Here is a 20,201-nt window from a genome sequence, read left to right as displayed (position 1 = left end):
TTGAGGCCCGCTCGAGATAAGGAAGGCCGGAGCTCGGACTCCGGCCTTCTCTGCGTCGGGGATGGATCAGGGGCGCGTCTGGCCCTGGCCGCGCACCACATATTTGTAGGTGGTCAGCTGCTCCGCCCCGACTGGCCCGCGCGCATGCAGCTTTGAGGTCGAGATGCCGATCTCGCCGCCGAAGCCGAATTCGCCGCCGTCGGCGAACTGGGTCGAGGCGTTGATCAGGACGATGGCGCTGTCGACGCCGTTGGCGAAGCGTTCGGTGGCCTTCTCATCGGTGGTGACGATGGCCTCGGTGTGGCCCGAGCCGTAGCGGCGGATGTGGTCGACCGCGCCGTCCACGCCGTCCACCACGCGCACTGACAGGATGGGGGCCAGGTATTCGGTGGTCCAGTCGACCTCGGTCGCCTCGCTTATGTTCGGGACCAGGGCGCGGGCCTCGGGGTCGCCGCGTAGTTCGCATCCGGCGTTGATCAGGTCGGCGGCGACGGCGGGCAGAAGGCGATCCGCAGCCGCGCGGTCCACCAGCAGAGTCTCGGTCGCGCCGCAGACGGAGACGCGGCGCATCTTGGCGTTCAGGGTCACGCGACGGGCGACGTCCAGGTCGGCGGCGCCGTCCAGATAGGTGTGGCACAGGCCCTCGAGGTGGCCCAGCACCGGCGCCTTCGCCTCGGCCTGAACTCGCGCGACCAGACTCTTGCCGCCGCGCGGGATGATCAGGTCGACGGCGCCGTCGAGGCCCGACAGGATGGCGCCGACGGCCTCGCGATCCGGCACGGGGACCAGTTGGACGGCGTCGGCGGGCAGGCCCGCTTCGGCTACGGCGCGGGCGACGACGACGGCGACGGCGCGCGAGGAGTCCAGACAGTCCGAGCCGCAGCGCAGGATCGCCGCATTGCCGGACCGGATGCACAGGGCGGCGGCGTCGGCGGTGACGTTGGGGCGGCTCTCATAGATGACGGCCAGAACGCCGATGGGGGTGCGGACGCGGGCGATGTCCAGGCCGTTGGCCGGGGTCCAGCGGGCCATTTCGGCCCCGACGGGATCGGGCTGGGCGGCGATGGTTTCGACCGCGAGGGCCATGCCCTCGACGCGGGCGGGGGTCAGGGCCAGGCGGTCGATCAAGGCCTCGGACAGGCCGCCGTTGCGGGCGTGGCTTACGTCGCGGGCGTTGGCGGATAGGATGTCGGTCTCGGCCGCGCGCAGGCCCTCGGCGAGCCGGTGAAGCGCCTCGGTCCGGGCGTCCGGCGTCGTGGCGCGCAAGGATTCTGCGGCGGCGCGGGCGCGGCGGCCCATGTCCCGCATGGCGGCGTCGAGGTCGCTCATCGGTCCTCCAGAACCAGATCGTCGCGGTGGATGACGACCGAGGGGCCGCGATAGCCCAGCAGGCTTTCGATTGCGTCCGAATGGCGGCCGCGGATCAGGGCGATCTCGTCGGCGGCGTAGGCGGCCAGTCCGACGCCGATGCGAAGGCCGTCAGGGCCGGTCAGGCGCACGCTGTCGCCCTTGCCGAAGTCGCCGCTGACGGCGACGACGCCGGAGGGTAGCAAGCTCTTTCCGGCATGGAGGGCGGCGACTGCCCCGGCGTCCAGCGTCAGGGCGCCGCCGGGCGCCACGCTGCCCGCGATCCACTGCTTCCACGCGGCCATGGGGGTGGCGGGGGCCAGGATCAGGCTGGCGCGGGCGCCGTCGAGCACAGCCTTCAGCGGATGGGCCGTCAGTCCCGAAGCGATGACGGTGGCGCACCCGGCCGAGGCGGCGATCTGGGCCGCCGCCAGCTTGGTCGCCATGCCGCCTGTGCCGACGCCGGCCTGCGCATTGGCGCCTGAGGCCATGGCCAGCACCTCGGGCGACAGCCGCTCGATCAGGGGCAGGTGACGGGCGTCCGGATCGCGGCGCGGATCGGCGGTGTAGAGGCCGTCCACGTCGGACAGCAGGATCAGCAGGTCGGCCCGTCCGAGTTGCGCCGCGCGCGCGGCCAGGCGGTCGTTGTCGCCGTAGCGGATCTCTTCGGTGGCGACGGTGTCGTTCTCATTGACCACGGGGACGACGCCGTGGCTCAGCAGGGCCTCAAGCGTGGCGCGGCCGTTGAGCCAGCGGCGCCGCCGTTCGGTGTCGTCGCGGGTCAGCAGCACCTGGCCCGCCATCAGGCCGTGGGGCGCCAAAGCTTCTTCCCAGGCGTGCATCAGCAGGGTCTGGCCCACGGCGGCCGCGGCCTGCTTGTCCTGAAGGCGGCTGGTCGAGAGGTTCAGGCGTCCGCGTCCCAGGGCGACGGCGCCGGAGGAGACGACGATCGCCTCGCGGCCCTGTCGGCGCAGTTCGGCGATGTCGGCGGCCAGGCTGGCCAGCCACGGCGCGGCGACGGCGCGTCGATCGGCGTCGAACAGCAGGGACGAGCCGATCTTGATCACCACCCGGCGCGCCTGGGTCAGGGCGACGGCGGGCGAGGCTGCGGCCGCAGCGGCTTGGGGGAGGGCGGAGGAGGCGGTCACATCGCCTCCCTATCGCAAGATCATCGCCTCAGCCAAGTTGTTGGCGAGGATTATTCGACACGACGGCCGTGACGCGCGATTCAAATGAAGAAAATTCTATCTTTGTGTCGCGCGGCGGAAGAAGCGCCAAAGAAAACGCCCGGCGGGCGAACCAGCCGGGCGTCTCAGTTTCAGCTTGAGGCTGAAGGTCAGGCTTCGGGATCGGGAGCCTGTTCCCAACCGCCCGCCAGGGCCTTGAACAGGCCGATCTGGTAGGTGGTGACCTGGGCTTCCGAGGCGGCCAGGGCGGCGTCGGCGCCGGCCAGGGTGCGCTCGGAATCGAGCACCGTCAGGAAGCTGTCGGCGCCGGCGTCGAAGCGCAGGCGCGACAGGCGCGCCGCCGTAGCCGCCTGATCCCGCGCGGTGCGCAGGGCCGTGCGGCGGTCCAGTTCGTTGGCGTAGGCGCTGAGCGCCGTCTCGGTCTCCTGCAGCGCGGTCAGCACGGTCTGGTCGAAGGTCGCCAGGGCCGCGTCCGACTGGGCGCCGGCCTGTTTGATCCGCGCGCGGGCCGCCCAGACGTTGGGGAAGGACCAGGAGATCAGGGGACCCACGCTGAAGCGGAAGTTGGCGTCCTCGCCCAGGTCTGAGGCGTCGAGCGCCGTCGATCCCACCGAGCCGCCCAGGCGGATGCTGGGATAGAGGCCGGCGGTGGCGACGTTGACGCGGGCGGCGGCGGCCGACAGGCGGGCCTCCGCCTGACGCACGTCGGGACGGCGGGCCAGAAGCGCCGCGCCGTCGCCGACCGGGATCGGCTGCGACAGTTGCGGCGGGGACTGGCAGGCGCGAGCCGCCTCGCTGGCCTCGGCCGGGGTGCGGCCGGTCAGGGTGGCCAGGCGGAACAGGGCGCCGTCGCGCGACGCCCGCAGGGGCGGCAGGCTGGCGCGGGTCTGTTCCAGGGCGGCGCGGGCGCGGGCCACGTCCAGACCATTGCCGGCGCCCCCGTCCAGCAGGCGCTGGGTCAGGTCGACGGTCTGGGTCTGCAGGTCGATGGTCCGTTCGGCCACGGCGATCTGGGCGTTGGCCGAGCAGGTGTCGGCGTAGGCCCGGGCCGTTTCGGCCGCGACGGTCACCCGCACGACCTCCAGGGCGGCGGCGGCGGCGGCCACGTCGCCCCGCGCGGCGCGGATGGAGGATTCCACCCGGCCGAACAGGTCGATCTCATAGGAGACATCCAGGCCGACGTCATAGGTGTCGACTTCCGGCAGCTTGGCGCCGCCGGCGGTGGGCACGGTGTCGGTCGAGGCCCGGCTGCGGTTGTAGGCGGCCGAGGTCGTGGTGGTCGGGAACCGGCCCGAGCGGGCTTCGGACAGCGAGGCCCGGACAGCGCGCAGATTGGCCGCGGCCGCCTCCAGCTCGTTGTTCTCGGTCAGGGCCTGCTGGATCAGGCCGTCGAGGGTCGGATCCTGATACAGCCGCCACCAGTCGTCGCGGGCCGCCTCGGTCGAAACCGAGGCGGATTGCGAGCCGATGAAGGCGCCCTGGCCTTCGGCCGGGAGGGTGGGGAGCGGCGCCTTGGGGCCCACCGCGCAGGCGGCGAGCAGGGCGGCCGACCCCGCGGCGGTCAGCAGAGTGCGGAGTTTGCCGTTCATTTTACGCATCTCCCTGGCGCGGAGCGGCGGTCGCCGGTTCCGGGCCGTCGGGGTCAAAGGGGTCGTGCGGCGGAGCGCCGAAGCTGGTGGGGAGCTCGCGCTCCTTGCCCGGCGCCTTGGGCAGCTTGCCCGCCATCCAGCGACAGATGACGTAGAAGACCGGGGTGAAGATCAGACCGAAGAAGGTCACCCCCAGCATCCCGTAGACCACTGCGATCCCCAGGGCGTTCTGCATCTCCGATCCGGGGCCCGAAGCGATCGCCAGGGGCAGCACGCCGAAGATGAAGGCGAACGAGGTCATCAGGATCGGGCGCAGACGCTGGCGCGCGGCCTGGACGGCGGCGTCCCAGCGGTTCAGGCCCTGTTCGTCCTCGGCCTGCTTGGCGAACTCCACGATCAGGATGGCGTTCTTGGCCGCCAGGGCGATCAGGACCACCAGGCCGACCTGGGTCAGGATGTTGTTGTCCAGACCATGCAGGTTCACCCCGAGGATGGCCGCCAGGATACACATCGGCACGATCAGGATGACCGCCAGCGGCAGGGTGAAGGCCTCATACTGAGCGGCCAGCACCAGGAAGACGAACACCACAGCCATCAGGAAGATGATGGTCGACCCGCCGGCCGCCGCCTTCTCCTGCAGCGCAATTTCCGTCCACTCGTAGCTGAAGCCGTCCGGCAGCGTCTTGGCCGCCAGCTCCTCCATCGCGGCGATGGCGTCGCCGGTGGACACGCCCGGGGCCGCTTCACCCTGCAGTTCCGAAGCCGGGAACAGGTTGTAGCGGACCACGCGCGCCGGGCCGGAATCGTCGGCCAGGGTCGCCACCGAACCGATCGGCACCATGCCGCCGGTGGCCGAACGGACCTTCAGATTGGCGATGTCGGCCAGTTCGTCGCGATAGGCGGGCTCGGCCTGGGCGGTCACGCGGAAGGTGCGGCCCAGGAAGTTGAAGTCGTTGACGTAGGTCGAGCCGAGGTAGGTGCCCAGGGTGTTGAACACGGTTGAGGGCTGGACCCCCATCAACAGGGCCTTGTCGCGGTCGACGTTGGCGGCGATGCGCGGCGAACCGGTGTTGTAGAGGCTGAACACCTGCTGCACCTGATCCGGGGCCTGGGCGGCGGCGCCCATCATGGCGAAGGTCGCGCCTTCCAGGGCCTGGAAGCCGGCGCCCGAACGGTCCTGGATCATCATCTTGAAGCCCGAGCCGGTGCCCATGCCCTGAACGGGCGGGGGCGACAGCATGAAGATGCTGGCTTCCTCGATGACGCCGGTCGCCCCGCTGAGCGCGCCGGCCAGGGCCGAGGCTTCCAGTTCGGGCGTGGTCCGCTCGTCATAGTCCTTCAGCTTGATGAACATGGTGGCGGCGTTGGACGACAGCGAGAAGCTGGACCCGTCCAGGCCGGCGAAGGCGGTGACTTCCTGAACGCCGTCGGCCTTCTGGACGATTTCGACGGCCCTGTTCATCGCCGCCTTCGTGCGTTCCAGCGAGGCGCCCGGCGGAAGCTGGACGACGCCGATCAGCACGCCCTGGTCCTGCGCCGGAATGAAGCCGGTGGGCGTGTCGGTCATGCGCCAGCCCGTCAACGCCAGCAGGGCGGCGTAGATGACGAGCATGACGGTGACCATGCGGATCAGGCGGGCGGTCATACGGCCGTAGCGGTCCGACACCCAGTCGAAGCCCTCGTTGAACTTGGCTCCGGCCCAGCCGAGGTAATAGGTGATCGTGCCGATCAGACCCGGCTTGCGGTGATGGTCGTGCTCCTTGTGCGGCTTGAGCAGCAGGGCCGACAGGGCCGGAGACAAGGTCAGCGACACGAGGAGCGAGATCAGCGTCGCCGAGGCGATGGTGACGGCGAACTGGCGGAAGAAGATGCCGGGGATGCCGGGCACGAAGGCGGTCGGCACGAACACCGAGGTCAGCACCAGGGAGATGGCGATCAGGGCGCCCGACACTTCCTGCATCGACCGATAGGCCGCTTCCTTGGGCGTCAGGCCCTCGCGGATGTAGCGCTCGACGTTCTCGACCACGATGATGGCGTCGTCGACGACGATGCCGACGGCCAGAACCAGGGCGAACAGCGACAGGGAGTTGATCGAGAAGCCCAGAGCCAGCTGCACCGCGAAGGTGCCGACCAGGGCGACGGGGATGGCCAGGATCGGGATGATGGCCGCACGCCAGGTCTGCAGGAAGACCAGGATGACGATCATCACCAGGAAGACGGCTTCGATCAGCACGTGCTCCACGGCCGAGACCGAGGCGGCGACGTATTCCGTCGGGTTATAGGGGATGGCGTACTTCACGCCGGGCGGGAAGTCGGCCTTGATGGCGTCCAGCTCGGCGATGACCGCCTCGGCGGTCGACAGGGCGTTGGAGCCCGGCTGCTGGATGACGGCGATGCCGACGCCACGCTGACCGTTGAAGTAGCCTTCGACGCCGTAGATTTCCGAGCCGAGTTCGATGCGGGCGATGTCGCTGACGCGGGTCACGCGCCCTTGAGCGTCGGTCTTGAGCACGACCTTGCCGAACTCTTCCGGGGCCGACAGGCGGCCCTCGACCTGAACCGGCAGCTCGAAGGCGGCGGCGTTGGTCGGGAAGGGGGGCTGGCCGATCGAACCGCCGGCGGCCTGGACGTTCTGGGCCTGCAGGGCGGCGACGATCTCCGGCGCGGTCAGGTCGCGCGCGGCCGCCTTGGCCGGGTCGATCCAGATCCGCATGGAGTAGTTGCCGCCGCCGAAGACCTGGACGCCGCCGACGCCGTCGATCCGCAGCAGGCGGTCGCGGATGGTCGACTGGGCCATGTTGCCCAGGTAGTCGCTGTCGATGCCGGGGTCGTCGGACGTCAGCGACGCCAGCATCAGGAAGCCGGTCGACTCCTTGTTGACGACGACGCCGACCTGACGGACCTGCGCCGGAAGGCGCGGCTCGGCCAGGGCGACCCGGTTCTGGACCAGCACCTGGGCGGTGTCGAGGTCGGTGCCGGGCTGGAAGGTCACAGTGACCTGGACCCGGCCGTCGGAGGTCGACGACGAGGTCATGTAGAGCATGTTCTCGACGCCGTTGATCTCCTGCTCCAGCGGCGCGGCGACCGTCTCGGACAGGGTTTCAGCCGAGGCGCCGGCGTAGGAGGCGGTCACGCTGATCGTCGGCGGCGCGATATCCGGATACTGCGCCAGCGGCAGCATCGGCATGGCGAAGGCGCCGATCAGGGTGATGAAGACCGAGATCACGATCGCGAAGATCGGTCGGTCGATAAAGAAGCGGGATATGTTCATGGATCAGGTTCCGGCCCGTGAGCCTCCTCCTCAGCCGGCGCTGGCGGCGAAGGTGGCGGTCGAGGCGACGGGGGCCGTGGTCACAGGCGCTTGCGCCTGGGTTTCCTCGGCCTTGATGGTCCCGTTCTGGGCGGTGACCTTCTGGCCCGGACGGGCGCGCTGAAGGCCGTTGATGATGACGCGATCGTCGGGCGTCAGGCCCGTGCGCACGACGCGCAGGCCGTTGGCGATCGGTCCCAGCTGGACCGGCTTGGCGGCCACGGCGCCGTCCTTGCCGACCACATAGACGACCTTGCGCGGACCGTCGGTGACGATGGCCGCGTCGGGCACCAGCATGGCCGCATAGCCGCCCGAGCCCGCCAGCTGGGCGTGGCCGAACATGCCGGGCTTCAGGAAGCCGTCGGCGTTCTGCACCACGGCGCGCAGGCGGATGGTGCCTGAGGAGGCGTCGATGGCGTTGTCGGTGAAGTCCAGCGTCCCGGTGCGGTCATAGCTGGTCTCGTCCTGCAGACGGATGCGGATCGGGGCGGCGCCGTTGCGGGCGTCGCGCTGATACTTCAGCGCCAGGGCTTCGGAGCCGTCGAAGACGAAGTAGATCGGCGACGAGGAGACGATGGTGGTCAGCACGTCGCCGGCCGACGAGCCGCCGCCGATCAGGTTGCCCGGATCGACCCGGCGGTCGGACACGCGGCCCGAGATGGGGGCGGTGACGCGGGTGAATTCGACGTCCAGCTGACGCGCGCGGATGGCGGCGTTGGCGGCGGCCACGGCGGCCTCGGCGGTCTGGACGGCGCCGCGCTTGGCGTCGACCTCGGCCTGGGACACGGCCTGGGAGGCCAGCAGGCCCTCGGCGCGGGTCAGTTCAGTGCGGGCCAGGGTGAGCTGGGCCTGGCCCTGGGCCAGCTGGGCGCGGGCCGCAGCCAGGGCGGCCTGGGCCGGACGCGGGTCGAGGGTGAACAGAAGCTGGCCCTGACGCACGAAGTCGCCGTCCTTGAAGTGGACCGACTGGATGTAGCCGCCGACGCGGGCGCGCACGTCGACCGAGCGAGGCGCTTCGAAGCGCCCCGTGAATTCGTCCCAGTCGACGACCTGTTGCGACAGGGGAGCCGCCACCGTCACGGGCGGCGCGCCCTGGGCCGGCGCTTCCTGTCCCTTGGAACAGCCATAGAGGGCGGCCGCTATCAAAGCGGACGCGACCGCGATCTTAACCGTGCGCATCGGCGCAATCTCCTTGGGAGTAGCGTGATTGAGAGAGACTGTCGCTCTTTGGGGAGAAGGCGTCCAGTCAACACCGGCTGACTTAAAGACGATGAAGGCGACGCTTGTCAACGCCTGATGACAAGGCCATATAGTCCGTAAGGTTTATTGGAGTGCGACCAATTGGTCCTTTGCGACGTCCCCCGGCCGCGTAACGCCAACGCCACCCGCCAGGCTATCCTGGAAGCGGCGCGCGAACGCTTTTGTGCGGAAAGCTATGATGACGTGGGCATGCGCGATGTGGCGCGCGACGTCGGCGTCGATGCGGCCCTGATCAGCCGCTACTTCGGTTCGAAGGAAGATCTGTTCCTGTCCGTGCTGGACAGCTGCAAGAACGGGCGCGATCTGATGGAGGGCGACCGCGCGGATTTCGGTCAGCGCCTGGCCACGGAGGTCGTCTATGGCGAGGCGGCCCGGTGCGAGGCCGACCCGACCGGCGAGAAGATGCGCGGCCTGCTGATCCTGTTGCGCTCGATCGGCTCGACCAAGGCGATGGACGTGGTGCAGCGTACGGCGAACAATCGTTTCTTCGACCCCCTGACCCAATGGATCGGCGGCGAGGACGCGGCCGTGCGAGCGCGCCTGGCGTCCGGCCTGATCATGGGCATGGCGATCGGCCGCGAGCTGTCGGACGGCTTCTCCGCCCTGACGGAAGAGCAGCGGGGCCGCCTGCGCGACCGCATGGCGAAGGCCCTGCAGGGGCTGATCGACGGCTGAATTGAAAAGAGGCGGACCGAAGCCCGCCTCTTTCTTCCTCTCTTGCCCGAAGCTCAGGCCCAGTGCATCGGCACATGGCGCGCGGCCGCCCAGTGGATGGCGCGGATGGCGTCGACGATGGCGCGCGTGGCGGCGACCGTGCCCAGGGGGCCGCCCAGGTCGGCGGTGACCGCCCCCGAAGCCAGAACGGCCGCGACCGCCGCCTCGATGGAGTCGGCCTCATCCTCCAGTTCGAAGCTGTGGCGCAGCATCATGGCCGCCGACAGCACCATGCCGACGGGGTTGGCCAGATCCTGGCCGGCGATGTCCGGCGCCGAGCCGTGGATCGGTTCGAACAGGCCCGGCCCGTCCGCGCCCAGCGACGCCGAGGGCAGCAGGCCGATGGAGCCGCCCAGCACCGAAATCTCGTCCGACAGGATATCGCCGAACATGTTCTCGGTCAGGATGACGTCATAGTCGCGAGGCTTGCGGATCAGGTGCATGGCCATGGAGTCGACCAGGGCGTGCTCCAGGGTGATCTGGGGATATTCCTCGGCGTGGATGCGGGTCACGACCTCGCGCCACAGGCGGCTGGTCTCCATGACGTTGGCCTTGTCGACCGAGGTGACCTTGCCGCGCCGTTGCTGGGCGGCCTGGAAGGCGGCGCGGGCGACGCGCTCGATCTCCTCGACCGTATAGACGCACAGGTCGGAAGCCTGCGTCTCGGTGCGCGTGCGCTCGCCGAAATAGACGCCGCTGGTCAGCTCGCGGAAGACGATCAGGTCGACGCCCTCGACGATCTCCTTCTTCAGAGGCGAGCGATGGGCCAGCACCGGCGAGACCTGCAGCGGGCGCAGGTTGGCGTACAGACCCATGGCCTTGCGGATGGCCAGCAACCCCTGCTCCGGGCGCACCGGGGCGTCGTCCCATTTGGGCCCGCCGACCGCGCCCAGCAGGACGGCGTCGGAGGCCAGGCAGGCGCTTCGGGTCTCTTCCGGCAGAGCCTCGCCGACCGCGTCGATGGCGGCGCCGCCGATCAGATGCTCGGAAAATTCGAAGCGGTGGCCATAGATGTCGCCGATGCAGGTCAGGACGCGCTGGGCGGCCAGGGCCACCTCGGGACCGACCCCGTCGCCGGGCAGAACGGCGATGTTGAAGGTGCGGGCGGCAGGCGTTTCACGGGCGGTCATCAGGCGGTCTCCGGCTGATAGATGTCTTGGCGCAGGCGTTCGTAGGTGGTGACGTAGGGCAGCTTCGATTGGAGCCAGCCGAGGGCGTCCACCCCGTCCAGCAGGCACTGGCGGGCGAAGGACTCGACCTTGAACGGCACGGCCGGGGCGTTGCCGCGCCGGATCTCGCCGGCTTCCAGATCGATGGTGACGGGCTGCTCCGGGTGGGCGGCCAGATCGTCCCAGACGGCCTGATCGACGACGATGGGCAGGAAGCCGTTCTTCAGGGCGTTGGAAGTGAAGATGTCGGCGATCTCGGTCGAGATCACCGCCCGGAAGCCGTAGTCCAGCAAGGCCCAGGGCGCGTGTTCGCGCGACGAGCCGCAGGCGAAGTTCGGCCCGGCCAGCAGGATGCGCTGTTCGGTCGGGTCGATGCGGTTCAGCACCGCCTCCGGTTTGGGCGAGCCGTCGGCCTCATAGCGCCAGTCGTGGAAGGCGTGGGCGCCCAGACCCTCGCGCGTCGTGGTGGTCAGGAAGCGCGCGGGGATGATCTGATCGGTGTCGATATTGGCCTGACTCAGGGTCAGGGTCTTCGACGTCAGGGTCTTGAAAGCCTCAGGCATGAATGGCCTCCAAGTAAGCGCGCGGGTCGGTCAGCACCCCGGCGACGGCGCTGGCGGCGGCGGTGGCGGGGCTGGCCAGGATGGTTCGGGCGCCCTTGCCCTGACGGCCCTCGAAATTGCGGTTGGAGGTCGAGACGGCCAGCTGGCCCGGCGCCACGACGTCTCCGTTCATGGCGATGCACATGGAGCAGCCGGGGATGCGCCATTCGGCGCCCGCCTCGGTGAAGACCCGGTCCAGACCTTCGGCCTCGGCGTCGCGACGGACGGCCTCCGAGCCGGGCACGACCAGCATCCGCACGCCCGGCTGGACCTTGCGGCCGCGCAGGACGTCGGCGGCGGCGCGCAGATCGGGCAGGCGACCGTTGGTGCAACTGCCGATGAAGACGACGTCGACCTTGTGGCCGGTGGTCGCCTCTCCAGCAGTGAAGCCCATGTAGTCGATGGCCTTCTGGTCCGAGGCTGAGCGCGGCTGCGGCACCGGCGCGCCGACGGGTGCGCCTGCATCGGGGGTGGTGCCCCAGGTGGCCATCGGGCGGATGGCGGCGCCGTCCAGCACGACCTCCTTGTCGAAGGTCGCGCCGGGGTCGGTGGCCAGGCTCAGCCAGTCGGCGACGGCGGCCTCATAGTCGGCGGGGACGTGGCGACGGCCGCGCAGCCAGTCCACGGTGGTCTGGTCGGGGGCGATCATGCCCGCCCGCGCGCCCGCCTCGATGGACATGTTGCACAGGGTCATGCGCCCTTCCATGTCCAGCGAACGCACGGCCTCGCCCGCATATTCGATGACGTAGCCGGTGCCGCCGCCGAAGCCGATGGCGGCGATGACGGCCAGGGCGACATCCTTGCCGGAGACGCCGGGACGCAGGCGCCCGTCGACCGTCACCCGCATGGCCTTGGCCCGGCGCTGCAGCAGGCACTGGGTCGCCAGCACATGGCCGACTTCCGAGGTGCCGATGCCGAAGGCCAGCGCCCCGAAGGCGCCGTGGGTGGCCGTGTGGCTGTCGCCGCAGACGACGGTCATGCCCGGCTGGGTCAGGCCCAGCTCCGGCCCCATGACGTGGACCACGCCGCGCTGATCCGAGCCCCAGCCCGCCAGTTCGACGTTATGTCGGGCGCAGTTGGCCTCCAGGGTCTCGACCTGACGACGCGCCTGTTCGGTGACGTAGGGGCGCTGACCATCCGACCCGGCGGGCAGGGTGGGGGTCGAGTGGTCCAGGGTGGCGAAGGTGCGGTCGGGGCGGCGGACCTTCAGCCCGCGCGCCTCGATCTCGGAGAAGGCCTGAGGCGAGGTGACTTCGTGGACCAGGTGCAGGTCCACATACATGACGCCCGGCGTCTCGGCGGTTTCCGGCACGACGACGTGCCGGTCCCACACCTTCTGATACAGGGTCTTAGGCCGGCTCATGCACGCGCTCCTGTGCGGCGGCGCCGGCGGTGGTCTCGCCGATCGGCTCCAGCCAGCCGTAGCGGTCGGGCGTCGTGCCGTCGAACAGGCCGCGGAAGGCCTTGTTGACCGCCTTGGTCACCGGGCCGGGACCGCCTGCGCGGGTCATGATGCCGTCGATGGAGCGGACGGGGGTGATCTCGGCCGCCGTGCCGGTCATGAAGACCTCGTCGGCGACATAGAGGGCCTCGCGCGGCAGCACCTGTTCGCGCGCCTCATAGCCCAGGCCGCGCGCCAGCTTCATCACGCTGTCGCGGGTGATGCCCTGCAGGATGGAGGCGGCGGCCGGAGGCGTCATCAGCACCCCGTCCTTGACGATGAACAGGTTCTCGCCCGCGCCCTCGGACAGCAGGCCGTCGGCGCCCAGGGCGATGCCTTCGCCGAAGCCGCGCACGCGGGCCTCGCGCCCGATCAGATAGGAGGACAGATAGTTGCCGCCCGCCTTGGCGCCCGCCGGGACGGTGTTCGGCGCCACGCGGTTCCAGCTGGAGATGCAGGCATCGACGCCCTTCTCCAGCGCCTCTTCGCCCAGATAGGCGCCCCAGGCGAAGGCCGAGATCATCACATCGCTGCGGATCGCCTCGGCCGAAGGGCTGACGCCCATGCCGCACTCGCCCAGGAAGGCCAGCGGCCGCAGATAGGCCGAGCGCAGGCCCTCGGCGCGCACCACGTCCTTGCAGGCCTGGACCAGCTCGTCCTCGGTGTAGGGCATGGGGAAGTGGTAGATGCGCGCGCTGTCGAACAGGCGTCGGATATGGTCGGTCAGGCGGAAGCCGCACGGGCCGTTGGGGGTGTCATAGACGCGGATGCCCTCGAACACCGAGGTGCCGTAGTGCAGGGCGTGGCTCATGACGTGAACCGTGGCCTTCTCCCACGCCGTCAGTTCGCCATTGATCCAGATGTTCTTAGCCAGCGGTTGCATAGGTCTTGTCCATTTGTGCGGAAGCGCCTGCCTGGGCCGTCACGGCCGCAATGATGGCGGTCAGTTCCGCGTCGTTGATCTCGCCGATCTCATCGGCGCGTCGCTTGAAGCCGGCGAAGACGTCGGCCAGGCGCTGGCCGTCCAGCACATGGCCCAGGGCTTCGGCCCGCTTGCCGACCGCGTGGCGGCCGGAATGCTTGCCCAGCACGAAGTAGCTGCCCTCGAAACCGACGTCTTCGGGACGCATGATCTCGTAGGTGCGGGCGTCGGCCATCATGCCGTGCTGGTGGATCCCGGCCTCGTGGGCGAAGGCGTTCAGGCCGACGATGGCCTTGTTGCGGGCGATGACCGTCTCGGTCACTTCGCGCAGGGTCTCGGAGGCGCGCACCAGGTGGCGGCTCTCGGAGCCGATGGTCACGCCATAGCGGTCCGCGCGGGTGCGCAGGGCCATGATGACTTCCTCGACCGAGGCGTTGCCGGCCCGTTCGCCGATCCCGTTGATCGCGCCCTCGATCTGGCGCGCCCCGCCCTCGACGGCGGCCAGGGAGTTGGCGACGGCCAGGCCCAGGTCGTTGTGCGCGTGGGACGAGAAGATGATGTCCGCGTGACGCGGGCGGATGATCCCGTCCAGATAGGCGAAGCGCTGACGCGATTCCTCGGGCGTGGCGTAGCCGACGGTGTCCGGCACGTTCAGCGTCTGGGCGCCAGCGTCGGCGGCGGCGGTCAGGGCCTCGGCCAGGAACTCCGGTTCGGTGCGGAAAGCGTCCTCGGCCGAGAACTCCACGTCGTCGAACATCGAGGCGGCGTATTCCACCGTGCGCGAAATCGTGGCCAGCACCTCGTTGGTGCTCATGCGCAGCTTGGCTGAGCGGTGGATCGGGCTGGTGGCCAGGAAGACGTGGCAGCGACGGTGCGATTTCGGCGCCGGGGCCAGGGCGCGGAAGGAGGCGTCGATGTCCTTTTCGTTGGCGCGCGACAGCGAGGCGAAGACCGGTCCCTCGATCTCGCCGCAGACGCGACGGATGCACTCCTCGTCGCCCGGCGAGGCGGCGGCGAAACCGGCTTCGATCACGTCCACGCCCAGGTCGCGCAGGACATGAGCCATCTTCAGCTTGGCTTCGGCCGACATGGAGAAGCCGGGCGCCTGTTCGCCGTCGCGCAGGGTGGTGTCGAAGATGATGACGCGGTTGGGATCGGACGCCGCGATCTCGGCGGTTCTGGATACTCGTTCTACTCGGGACATTACGCGGCCTCGGACTGGAAGGTTTGAGCCTGGATGCGCGCGACGCCGATCAGGCGATCGATCTGGCGGCCCAGGGTGTCGATGGAGCGGGCGGCGTCGCGCCCGCGAACGGTCAGGGCGATGCGGCGCATCGTGCCCTCATCCGCCATGTTGATGCCGTCGATGTGGAAGCCGCGGCGCTCCACCAGGCCGATGAGACGCTGAAGCGAGCCGTCGGCCCGGTCGATCTGGATGTGAATGGTGTCGCTCATCGCGTGGAGCCCTCCATCATTTCAGCGTTGCTCTTGCCCGGCGGCACCAGCGGCCAGACGTTTTCCTTGGGATCGATGACGACGTGGGCCAGGCAGGCGCCTTCGGCGGCCAGCAGACGGGCCAGACCGGCCTCGACCTGATCGCGGCGGTCGATGCGGAAGGCCTCGACGCCGAAGGCCTCGGCCACCTTCACGAAGTCCGGATTGTCGGACAGGTCGATCTCGGAATAGTTCTCGGCGAAGAACAGCTCCTGCCACTGACGCACCAGGCCCAGGGAGGCGTTGTCCAGCAGGACGATCTTCAGCGGCACGCCATAGCGGCGCAGGGTCGCCAGTTCCTGGATGTTCATCATGAAGCCGCCGTCGCCGGCGATGGTGACGACGACCGCCTCCGGGTCCGCCATCTGGGCGCCCAGACCGGCGGGCAGGCCGAAACCCATGGCCCCCAGGCCGCCCGAGGTGATGTGGGCTTCCGGCCGGGCGAAGCGGCAGTGCTGGGCGGCCCACATCTGATGCTGGCCGACGTCGCAGGCGGCGACGAAGCGGTCGCCCGCCATCTCCGACAGGGTCTTCAGCAGGGCAGGGGCGTAGACGCCTTCGCCCGGCGCGTCATAGCGGGCGGCGTGGCGCTCGGCCGCCGAGGCGCAGCGGATGACCCAGGGGTCGATGGCCAAACCTCCATTTCCATGGGGCGCCGCCGCCATGCGCGCGGTCAGGGCCTCGATGGCCGGGCGGATCTCGCCGCCGACGGCGACGTGGGTCTCGCGCAGCTTGCCGATCTCGGAGGCGTCGACGTCGAAGTGGACGACGCGGGCGTGGGGGGCGAACTCGGCCAGCTTGCCGGTGGCGCGGTCGTCGAAGCGGGCGCCCATGACGATCAGCAGGTCGGACGCCTGCACCGCCTCATTGGCCGCGCGCGTGCCGTGCATCCCCAGCATCCCCAGGAAGCCGGGGGCGTCGGTCGGCACTGTGCCCAGGGCGTTCAGGGTGGCGACGGCGGGGATGCCGGTGGTCTCGGCGAAGGCGCGCAGGGCTTCGGTCGCGTGACCGATCTTCACCCCGCCGCCGATGTAGATCAGCGGGCGCTGGGCGGCGCGGATGAAGCGCTCGGCCTCGGCGATGGCGTCGGGGTCGGCCTCGGTCGTCTCATTGGGAATGTTGAAGCCGAAGGGGGCGACCGTTTCGGCGAACTGGACATCCTTGGGCAGGTCGACCAGCACCGGGCCGGGACGACCCGAGGCGGCGATGTGGAAGGCCTGTTCGATGGCGGCCGGGATCTCGGCCGCGTCACGGACCAGGATGGAATGCTTCACGATCGGCAGGGTGACGCCCAGGATGTCGATCTCCTGAAAGGCGTCGGTGCCCATGACCCCTTGAGGGACATTGCCGGTGATGCAGACCATCGGCGCCGAATCCATCATGGCGTTGGCGATGCCGGTGATCAGATTGGTGGCGCCGGGGCCGGAGGTCGCCATGCAGACCCCGACCTTGCCGCTCAGCCGGGCATAGGCGTCGGCGGCGAAGGCGGCGGCCTGTTCGTGGCGCACCAGGATGTGCTTCAGCGACGAGCCGGTCAGGGCGTCGTAGATCGGCATGATGGCGCCGCCGGGGTAGCCGAACACCACCTCTACGCCCATCCGCTCCAGGCTGGAGACGAGCAGGCGCGCACCGGTCATGACGGCCGGGGCGGAAGCGGTTTTCAAGGCGGGCGCGGCGGCGCTCATCGGGTCAGTCTCACTTTATAATATACAGAGGATCAGGCGGCGGCCTGTTTGGCCGTCTGCAGCCAGGCCATGCGGTCGCGCAGACGGGCGCCGACCTGTTCGATCTGGCTGGAGCGGTCCTCGGTCAGCAGGGCCTCGTACTTCGGCTTGCCCGCCTCGTTCTCGGCGATCCATTCGCGCGCGAACTGGCCGCTCTGGATCTCGTCCAGCACGGTCTTCATGCGGGCGCGGGTCTCGTCGGTGATGACGCGCGGCCCCGAGGCCACGGCGCCCCATTTGGCCGTTTCCGAGATGAAGTGGTGCATCTTGGAGATGCCGCCTTCGTAGAACAGGTCCACGATCAGCTTCAGCTCGTGCAGGCACTCGAAATAGGCGATCTCGGGCTGGTAGCCGGCCTCGACCAGGGTGTTGAAGCCCTGGATGACCAGCTCCTTGGCCCCGCCGCACAGGACGGCCTGTTCGCCGAACAGATCGGTCTCGGTCTCTTCGCGGAACGACGTCTCCAGCAGGCCGCCGGTCGCTCCGCCGATGCCCTTGGCGTAGCCCATGGCGCGGTCGCGCGCCTTGCCGGTCGCGTCCTTCTCGATGGCGAACAGGGAGGGGACGCCCCGTCCGCGCGCGAACTCGCGGCGGACCAGATCGCCCGGGCCCTTGGGCGCCACCAGGATGACGTCCATGTCGTCGCGCGGGGTGATGCGGTCGTAGATGATCGAGAAGCCGTGGGCGAACAGCAGGGCGGCGCCCGGCTTGGCGTTCGGCTCGATGACGTCGCGATAGACCTCGTTCTGGACCATGTCGGGGGTCAGGATGGCGATGATGTCGGCGCCGCGAACGGCCTCGGCCGGCTCGGCCGTGGCCAGGCCGTCCTCGGTCGCATGCTTCCAGCCTGTGCCGCCCTGGCGAACGCCGACGACCACGTCGTGGCCGGAATCCTTCAGGTTCTGGGCGTGGGCGCGGCCCTGCGAGCCATAGCCGATGACGGCGATGCGCTGGCCGGCGATGGCGCCCGGCTTGATGTCTTCGTTGGTGTAGATGGTGATGGCCATGGAGGACGTCCTTAGGAAGCGGCGGTTTCGGTGGAGCGGGCGGCCAGATCGGCGGGGATCTGGGCTGGCGGCGGATTGGGAATGGTCACGGCCCCTTGAGAGGCGGAGGCGACGGCGGCGCGGTATTTTGCGAAAACGCCTTGCGCCGGGCGGATACGGTTGGGGGCGAAATCCGCCCGGCGCGCCTCCAGATCGACGAGCACATCGATCCTTCGGTTGGTGACGTCGATGACGATCGGATCGCCATCGCGAATGAGAGCAATCGGGCCGCCCGCCGCCGCCTCGGGCGAGACGTGGCCGGCGACGAAGCCATAGGAGGCGCCCGAGAAGCGGCCGTCGGTCAGCAGGGCGACGTTCTCCACCTTGCGGCCCTTCAGGGCGGCGGTGACCTGCAGCATCTCGCGCATGCCGGGGCCGCCCTTGGGGCCTTCGTAGCGGATGATGATGACGTCGCCTTCGCCGACCGAGCCGTCCTGCACTGCGTGGAAGGCGTCTTCCTCGCAGTCGAACACGGCGGCGGGACCTTCGAAGCGATCGACCTTGTGGCCGGTCAGCTTGATGACGGCGCCTTCCGGCGCGACATCGCCATAGATGACGGCGTAGGAGCCGCGCGCCATGACCGGGGCCTCGAAGTCGGTCACGACCTGCTGGCCGGGCTGTTCCTCGGCGTCGCCCGCTTCGGCGAACAGGCTGCGGCCCGAGACGGTCGGGACGTTGGCGATCTTGCCCGCCTCGGCCAGACGCTGGGCGACCAGGCGGGTGCCGCCGGCCGCATACAGGTGCGAGGCCAGGAAACGGCCGCCCGGCTTCAGATCGCAGATGACCGGCGCCTCGACGCAGGCCTGGTGGCAGTCCTCGACGCCGAAGTCGACGCCCGCCTCGGCCGCGATGGCGGTCAGGTGCATGACGGCGTTGGTCGATCCGCCCGAGGCCGAGACGGCGACGGCGGCGTTCTTCAGACTGGCCTTGGTGATGTATTTGCGCGCCGTGTCGCCGGCGAAGACGCGCTCGACGATCAGGCGGCCGCAGCGCTCGCCTTCCGCGCCCTTGGCCGGATCGACGGCGGGCACGTCATTGGCGCCCATGGGGCTGACGCCCATCATCGACAGGGCCATGGCCATGGTGTTGGCGGTGAACTGGCCGCCGCAAGCGCCGGCGCCGGGGCACACCGCGCTCTCGACCGCCTTCAGGCCCGCGTCGTCCAGAGAGCCGGCGGCATGGGCGCCGATGGCCTCGAAGACCTCTTGCACCGAAACTTCCTTCGTCCCGATCACGCCGGGCAGGATGGTGCCGCCGTAATAGACCAGACCGGGGATATCCATCCGGGCCAGGGCCATGGCCGCGGCGGGAATCGTCTTGTCGCAGCCGACGATGCAGACGACGCCGTCCAGCTGATGCCCCTCGATGGCCAGTTCGATGGAATCGGCGACGACTTCACGACTGATCAGCGAGGCCTTCATCCCCGCCGTGCCCATGGAGATGCCGTCGGTGACGACGATGGTGTTGAAATCGACCGGATAGCCGCCCGCCGCGATGATCCCGGCGCGCACGTCCTTGGCCAGACGGTCCAGGTGCATGTTGCAGGGCGTGACCGTCGACCAGGTGTTGACGATGCCGATCATCGGCTTGTCGAAGTCGGCGTCCTGCATCCCCGCTGCGCGCAGATAGGACCGCGCCGCCGCCCTGTTCGGGCCGTGGGTGACGGCCGAAGAGCGGCTGTTGGGACGTTTCGTGCTGTCAGAAGGCTGTGTCATCGAAATCTTGGAAGTTCTTGCCTGTCGGTGATAGGGCGGGCACATGAAAAACCCCGCGTCCGGGGCCGGAGCGGGGTGAATGGGCGAAACTGGCTGGGTTCAGGTCAGGTCGCAGGCATCCACACCGCTTGGCTAAGCGGAATGAGAATTACCGAGAGAAGGAGTACGCCCAGCGACAGCATGCGCAGATCGGCCGCCGCTTGCGCGGGGCTCAGGATCGCAGCGATGGCGGCGCGGTGGGACAAGGACAGACCTTTCGAACTGGCGCTCTTATGCATCGCTAAATGTTGCGGCGCAACCGCCCGAAGGAGAAATGTGCAAGAAAGCACCGCTGGAATGAAGTCTGTCACCGATTGAGCGATAAAATTCGCCTCCAACTCGGCGAGGAGGGGTGAAAATTCCACTCCTTCAGGTGTTGGTCTCGAACAAACAAAAACGCGCGCATACGCGAGGGGCGCTGCGGATTGGGGTGCGAGCGACTCGGGTTCGTTGAGATTCTTGGACTTTTTGTGAAAAGAGGCTTGCTCTGCGGAAAAGTGGGACGTATATCGCCGCCTCGCTCGGAGACGGGCTGGCCCGACGGGCTTCGGAGACTGGATTTTCGGGGTTTTGTCTGGGGCGAGGGTTTGCAAAAGCGCCTTGCTTCGGATGGTTGGATCGGTTAGGTTCCGCGCTTCAATC

Annotated in this window: 16 protein-coding genes; 1 reads left to right on the top strand and 15 read right to left on the bottom strand. The window is 69.1% G+C overall.

Annotated features, from left to right (window positions below; genetic code table 11):
• Positions 1-66: 66 nt before the first annotated feature.
• From ACWIDZ_RS05905 to ACWIDZ_RS05885, 5 genes are all read right to left on the bottom strand, one after another.
• On the bottom strand, positions 67-1,329 hold the full coding sequence (locus ACWIDZ_RS05905) for a glutamate-5-semialdehyde dehydrogenase (protein WP_453990293.1): 1,263 nt from the start codon (positions 1,327-1,329) through the stop codon (positions 67-69).
• Positions 1,326-2,495: a glutamate 5-kinase gene (proB, locus tag ACWIDZ_RS05900; RefSeq protein ID WP_453990295.1), complete on the bottom strand. Its 1,170-nt coding sequence runs from the start codon at positions 2,493-2,495 to the stop codon at positions 1,326-1,328. The genes ACWIDZ_RS05905 and proB overlap by 4 nt, the downstream gene beginning before the upstream one ends.
• Positions 2,496-2,683: 188 nt before the next feature.
• On the bottom strand, positions 2,684-4,123 hold the full coding sequence (locus tag ACWIDZ_RS05895; RefSeq protein ID WP_453990297.1) for an efflux transporter outer membrane subunit: 1,440 nt from the start codon (positions 4,121-4,123) through the stop codon (positions 2,684-2,686).
• Between the two features lies 1 nt (position 4,124).
• Positions 4,125-7,394, bottom strand: a complete 3,270-nt coding sequence (locus ACWIDZ_RS05890) for an efflux RND transporter permease subunit (RefSeq protein ID WP_453990299.1) — start codon at positions 7,392-7,394, stop codon at positions 4,125-4,127.
• A 30-nt stretch (positions 7,395-7,424) separates the two neighbouring features.
• Positions 7,425-8,612 (bottom strand): efflux RND transporter periplasmic adaptor subunit, encoded by a 1,188-nt coding sequence (locus ACWIDZ_RS05885; RefSeq protein ID WP_346485551.1) that lies wholly within the window; start codon positions 8,610-8,612, stop codon positions 7,425-7,427.
• A 162-nt stretch (positions 8,613-8,774) separates the two neighbouring features.
• On the opposite strand from ACWIDZ_RS05885, the gene ACWIDZ_RS05880 reads away from it, so the two are divergent.
• Positions 8,775-9,368, top strand: a complete 594-nt coding sequence (locus ACWIDZ_RS05880) for a TetR/AcrR family transcriptional regulator (RefSeq protein WP_312219850.1) — start codon at positions 8,775-8,777, stop codon at positions 9,366-9,368.
• A gap of 53 nt (positions 9,369-9,421) precedes the next feature.
• Here the strand turns inward: ACWIDZ_RS05880 and leuB are convergent, their stop codons facing one another.
• The 10 genes from leuB to ACWIDZ_RS05830 all read right to left on the bottom strand — a co-directional run.
• On the bottom strand, positions 9,422-10,537 hold the full coding sequence (leuB, locus tag ACWIDZ_RS05875; RefSeq protein WP_453990302.1) for a 3-isopropylmalate dehydrogenase: 1,116 nt from the start codon (positions 10,535-10,537) through the stop codon (positions 9,422-9,424).
• Entirely contained in the window at positions 10,537-11,139 is a 603-nt protein-coding gene (leuD, locus tag ACWIDZ_RS05870) for a 3-isopropylmalate dehydratase small subunit (RefSeq protein WP_453990304.1), read from the bottom strand. Before leuD ends, leuB begins: the two co-directional genes overlap by 1 nt.
• Entirely contained in the window at positions 11,132-12,541 is a 1,410-nt protein-coding gene (gene leuC / locus ACWIDZ_RS05865) for a 3-isopropylmalate dehydratase large subunit (protein WP_453990306.1), read from the bottom strand. Before leuC ends, leuD begins: the two co-directional genes overlap by 8 nt.
• Positions 12,528-13,502 (bottom strand): branched-chain amino acid transaminase, encoded by a 975-nt coding sequence (locus tag ACWIDZ_RS05860; protein ID WP_312219846.1) that lies wholly within the window; start codon positions 13,500-13,502, stop codon positions 12,528-12,530. The genes leuC and ACWIDZ_RS05860 overlap by 14 nt, the downstream gene beginning before the upstream one ends.
• Entirely contained in the window at positions 13,486-14,745 is a 1,260-nt protein-coding gene (locus tag ACWIDZ_RS05855; RefSeq protein WP_453990308.1) for a 2-isopropylmalate synthase, read from the bottom strand. Before ACWIDZ_RS05855 ends, ACWIDZ_RS05860 begins: the two co-directional genes overlap by 17 nt.
• A complete protein-coding gene (locus ACWIDZ_RS05850; protein WP_453990310.1) occupies positions 14,745-14,996 on the bottom strand; it encodes an ACT domain-containing protein in 252 nt (83 codons plus the stop codon). The genes ACWIDZ_RS05855 and ACWIDZ_RS05850 overlap by 1 nt, the downstream gene beginning before the upstream one ends.
• Positions 14,993-16,720, bottom strand: coding sequence for an acetolactate synthase 2 catalytic subunit (ilvG, locus tag ACWIDZ_RS05845; RefSeq protein WP_453990312.1), 1,728 nt, complete (start codon positions 16,718-16,720; stop codon positions 14,993-14,995). The genes ACWIDZ_RS05850 and ilvG overlap by 4 nt, the downstream gene beginning before the upstream one ends.
• A gap of 32 nt (positions 16,721-16,752) precedes the next feature.
• Entirely contained in the window at positions 16,753-17,766 is a 1,014-nt protein-coding gene (gene ilvC, locus ACWIDZ_RS05840; RefSeq protein ID WP_338577705.1) for a ketol-acid reductoisomerase, read from the bottom strand.
• A gap of 11 nt (positions 17,767-17,777) precedes the next feature.
• Positions 17,778-19,520 carry a dihydroxy-acid dehydratase gene (gene ilvD / locus ACWIDZ_RS05835; protein ID WP_453990314.1) on the bottom strand — a complete coding sequence of 581 codons (1,743 nt, stop codon included), beginning with the start codon at positions 19,518-19,520 and terminating at the stop codon, positions 17,778-17,780.
• 104 nt (positions 19,521-19,624) lie between these two features.
• On the bottom strand, positions 19,625-20,201 hold a 577-nt coding region (locus tag ACWIDZ_RS05830), incomplete at its 5' end, for a hypothetical protein (RefSeq protein ID WP_453990316.1).

The sequence above is a fragment of the Brevundimonas sp. NPDC055311 genome (assembly GCF_053645695.1).
This window is presented reverse-complemented; position numbering and strand designations above follow the sequence as displayed.

What these genes read in the sequence shown, in the direction of transcription:
- ACWIDZ_RS05860 (WP_312219846.1), bottom strand. Translation starts at nt 13,502, where the DNA reads ATGCAACCGCTGGCTAAGAACATCTGGATCAATGGCGAACTGACGGCG.
- ilvG (WP_453990312.1), bottom strand. Translation starts at nt 16,720, where the DNA reads ATGAGCGCCGCCGCGCCCGCCTTGAAAACCGCTTCCGCCCCGGCCGTC.
- leuB (WP_453990302.1), bottom strand. Translation starts at nt 10,537, where the DNA reads ATGACCGCCCGTGAAACGCCTGCCGCCCGCACCTTCAACATCGCCGTT.
- ilvC (WP_338577705.1), bottom strand. Translation starts at nt 17,766, where the DNA reads ATGGCCATCACCATCTACACCAACGAAGACATCAAGCCGGGCGCCATC.
- ACWIDZ_RS05850 (WP_453990310.1), bottom strand. Translation starts at nt 14,996, where the DNA reads ATGAGCGACACCATTCACATCCAGATCGACCGGGCCGACGGCTCGCTT.
- ACWIDZ_RS05890 (WP_453990299.1), bottom strand. Translation starts at nt 7,394, where the DNA reads ATGAACATATCCCGCTTCTTTATCGACCGACCGATCTTCGCGATCGTG.
- leuD (WP_453990304.1), bottom strand. Translation starts at nt 11,139, where the DNA reads ATGCCTGAGGCTTTCAAGACCCTGACGTCGAAGACCCTGACCCTGAGT.
- ACWIDZ_RS05895 (WP_453990297.1), bottom strand. Translation starts at nt 4,123, where the DNA reads ATGAACGGCAAACTCCGCACTCTGCTGACCGCCGCGGGGTCGGCCGCC.
- ACWIDZ_RS05855 (WP_453990308.1), bottom strand. Translation starts at nt 14,745, where the DNA reads ATGTCCCGAGTAGAACGAGTATCCAGAACCGCCGAGATCGCGGCGTCC.
- ACWIDZ_RS05905 (WP_453990293.1), bottom strand. Translation starts at nt 1,329, where the DNA reads ATGAGCGACCTCGACGCCGCCATGCGGGACATGGGCCGCCGCGCCCGC.
- leuC (WP_453990306.1), bottom strand. Translation starts at nt 12,541, where the DNA reads ATGAGCCGGCCTAAGACCCTGTATCAGAAGGTGTGGGACCGGCACGTC.
- ilvD (WP_453990314.1), bottom strand. Translation starts at nt 19,520, where the DNA reads ATGACACAGCCTTCTGACAGCACGAAACGTCCCAACAGCCGCTCTTCG.
- ACWIDZ_RS05885 (WP_346485551.1), bottom strand. Translation starts at nt 8,612, where the DNA reads ATGCGCACGGTTAAGATCGCGGTCGCGTCCGCTTTGATAGCGGCCGCC.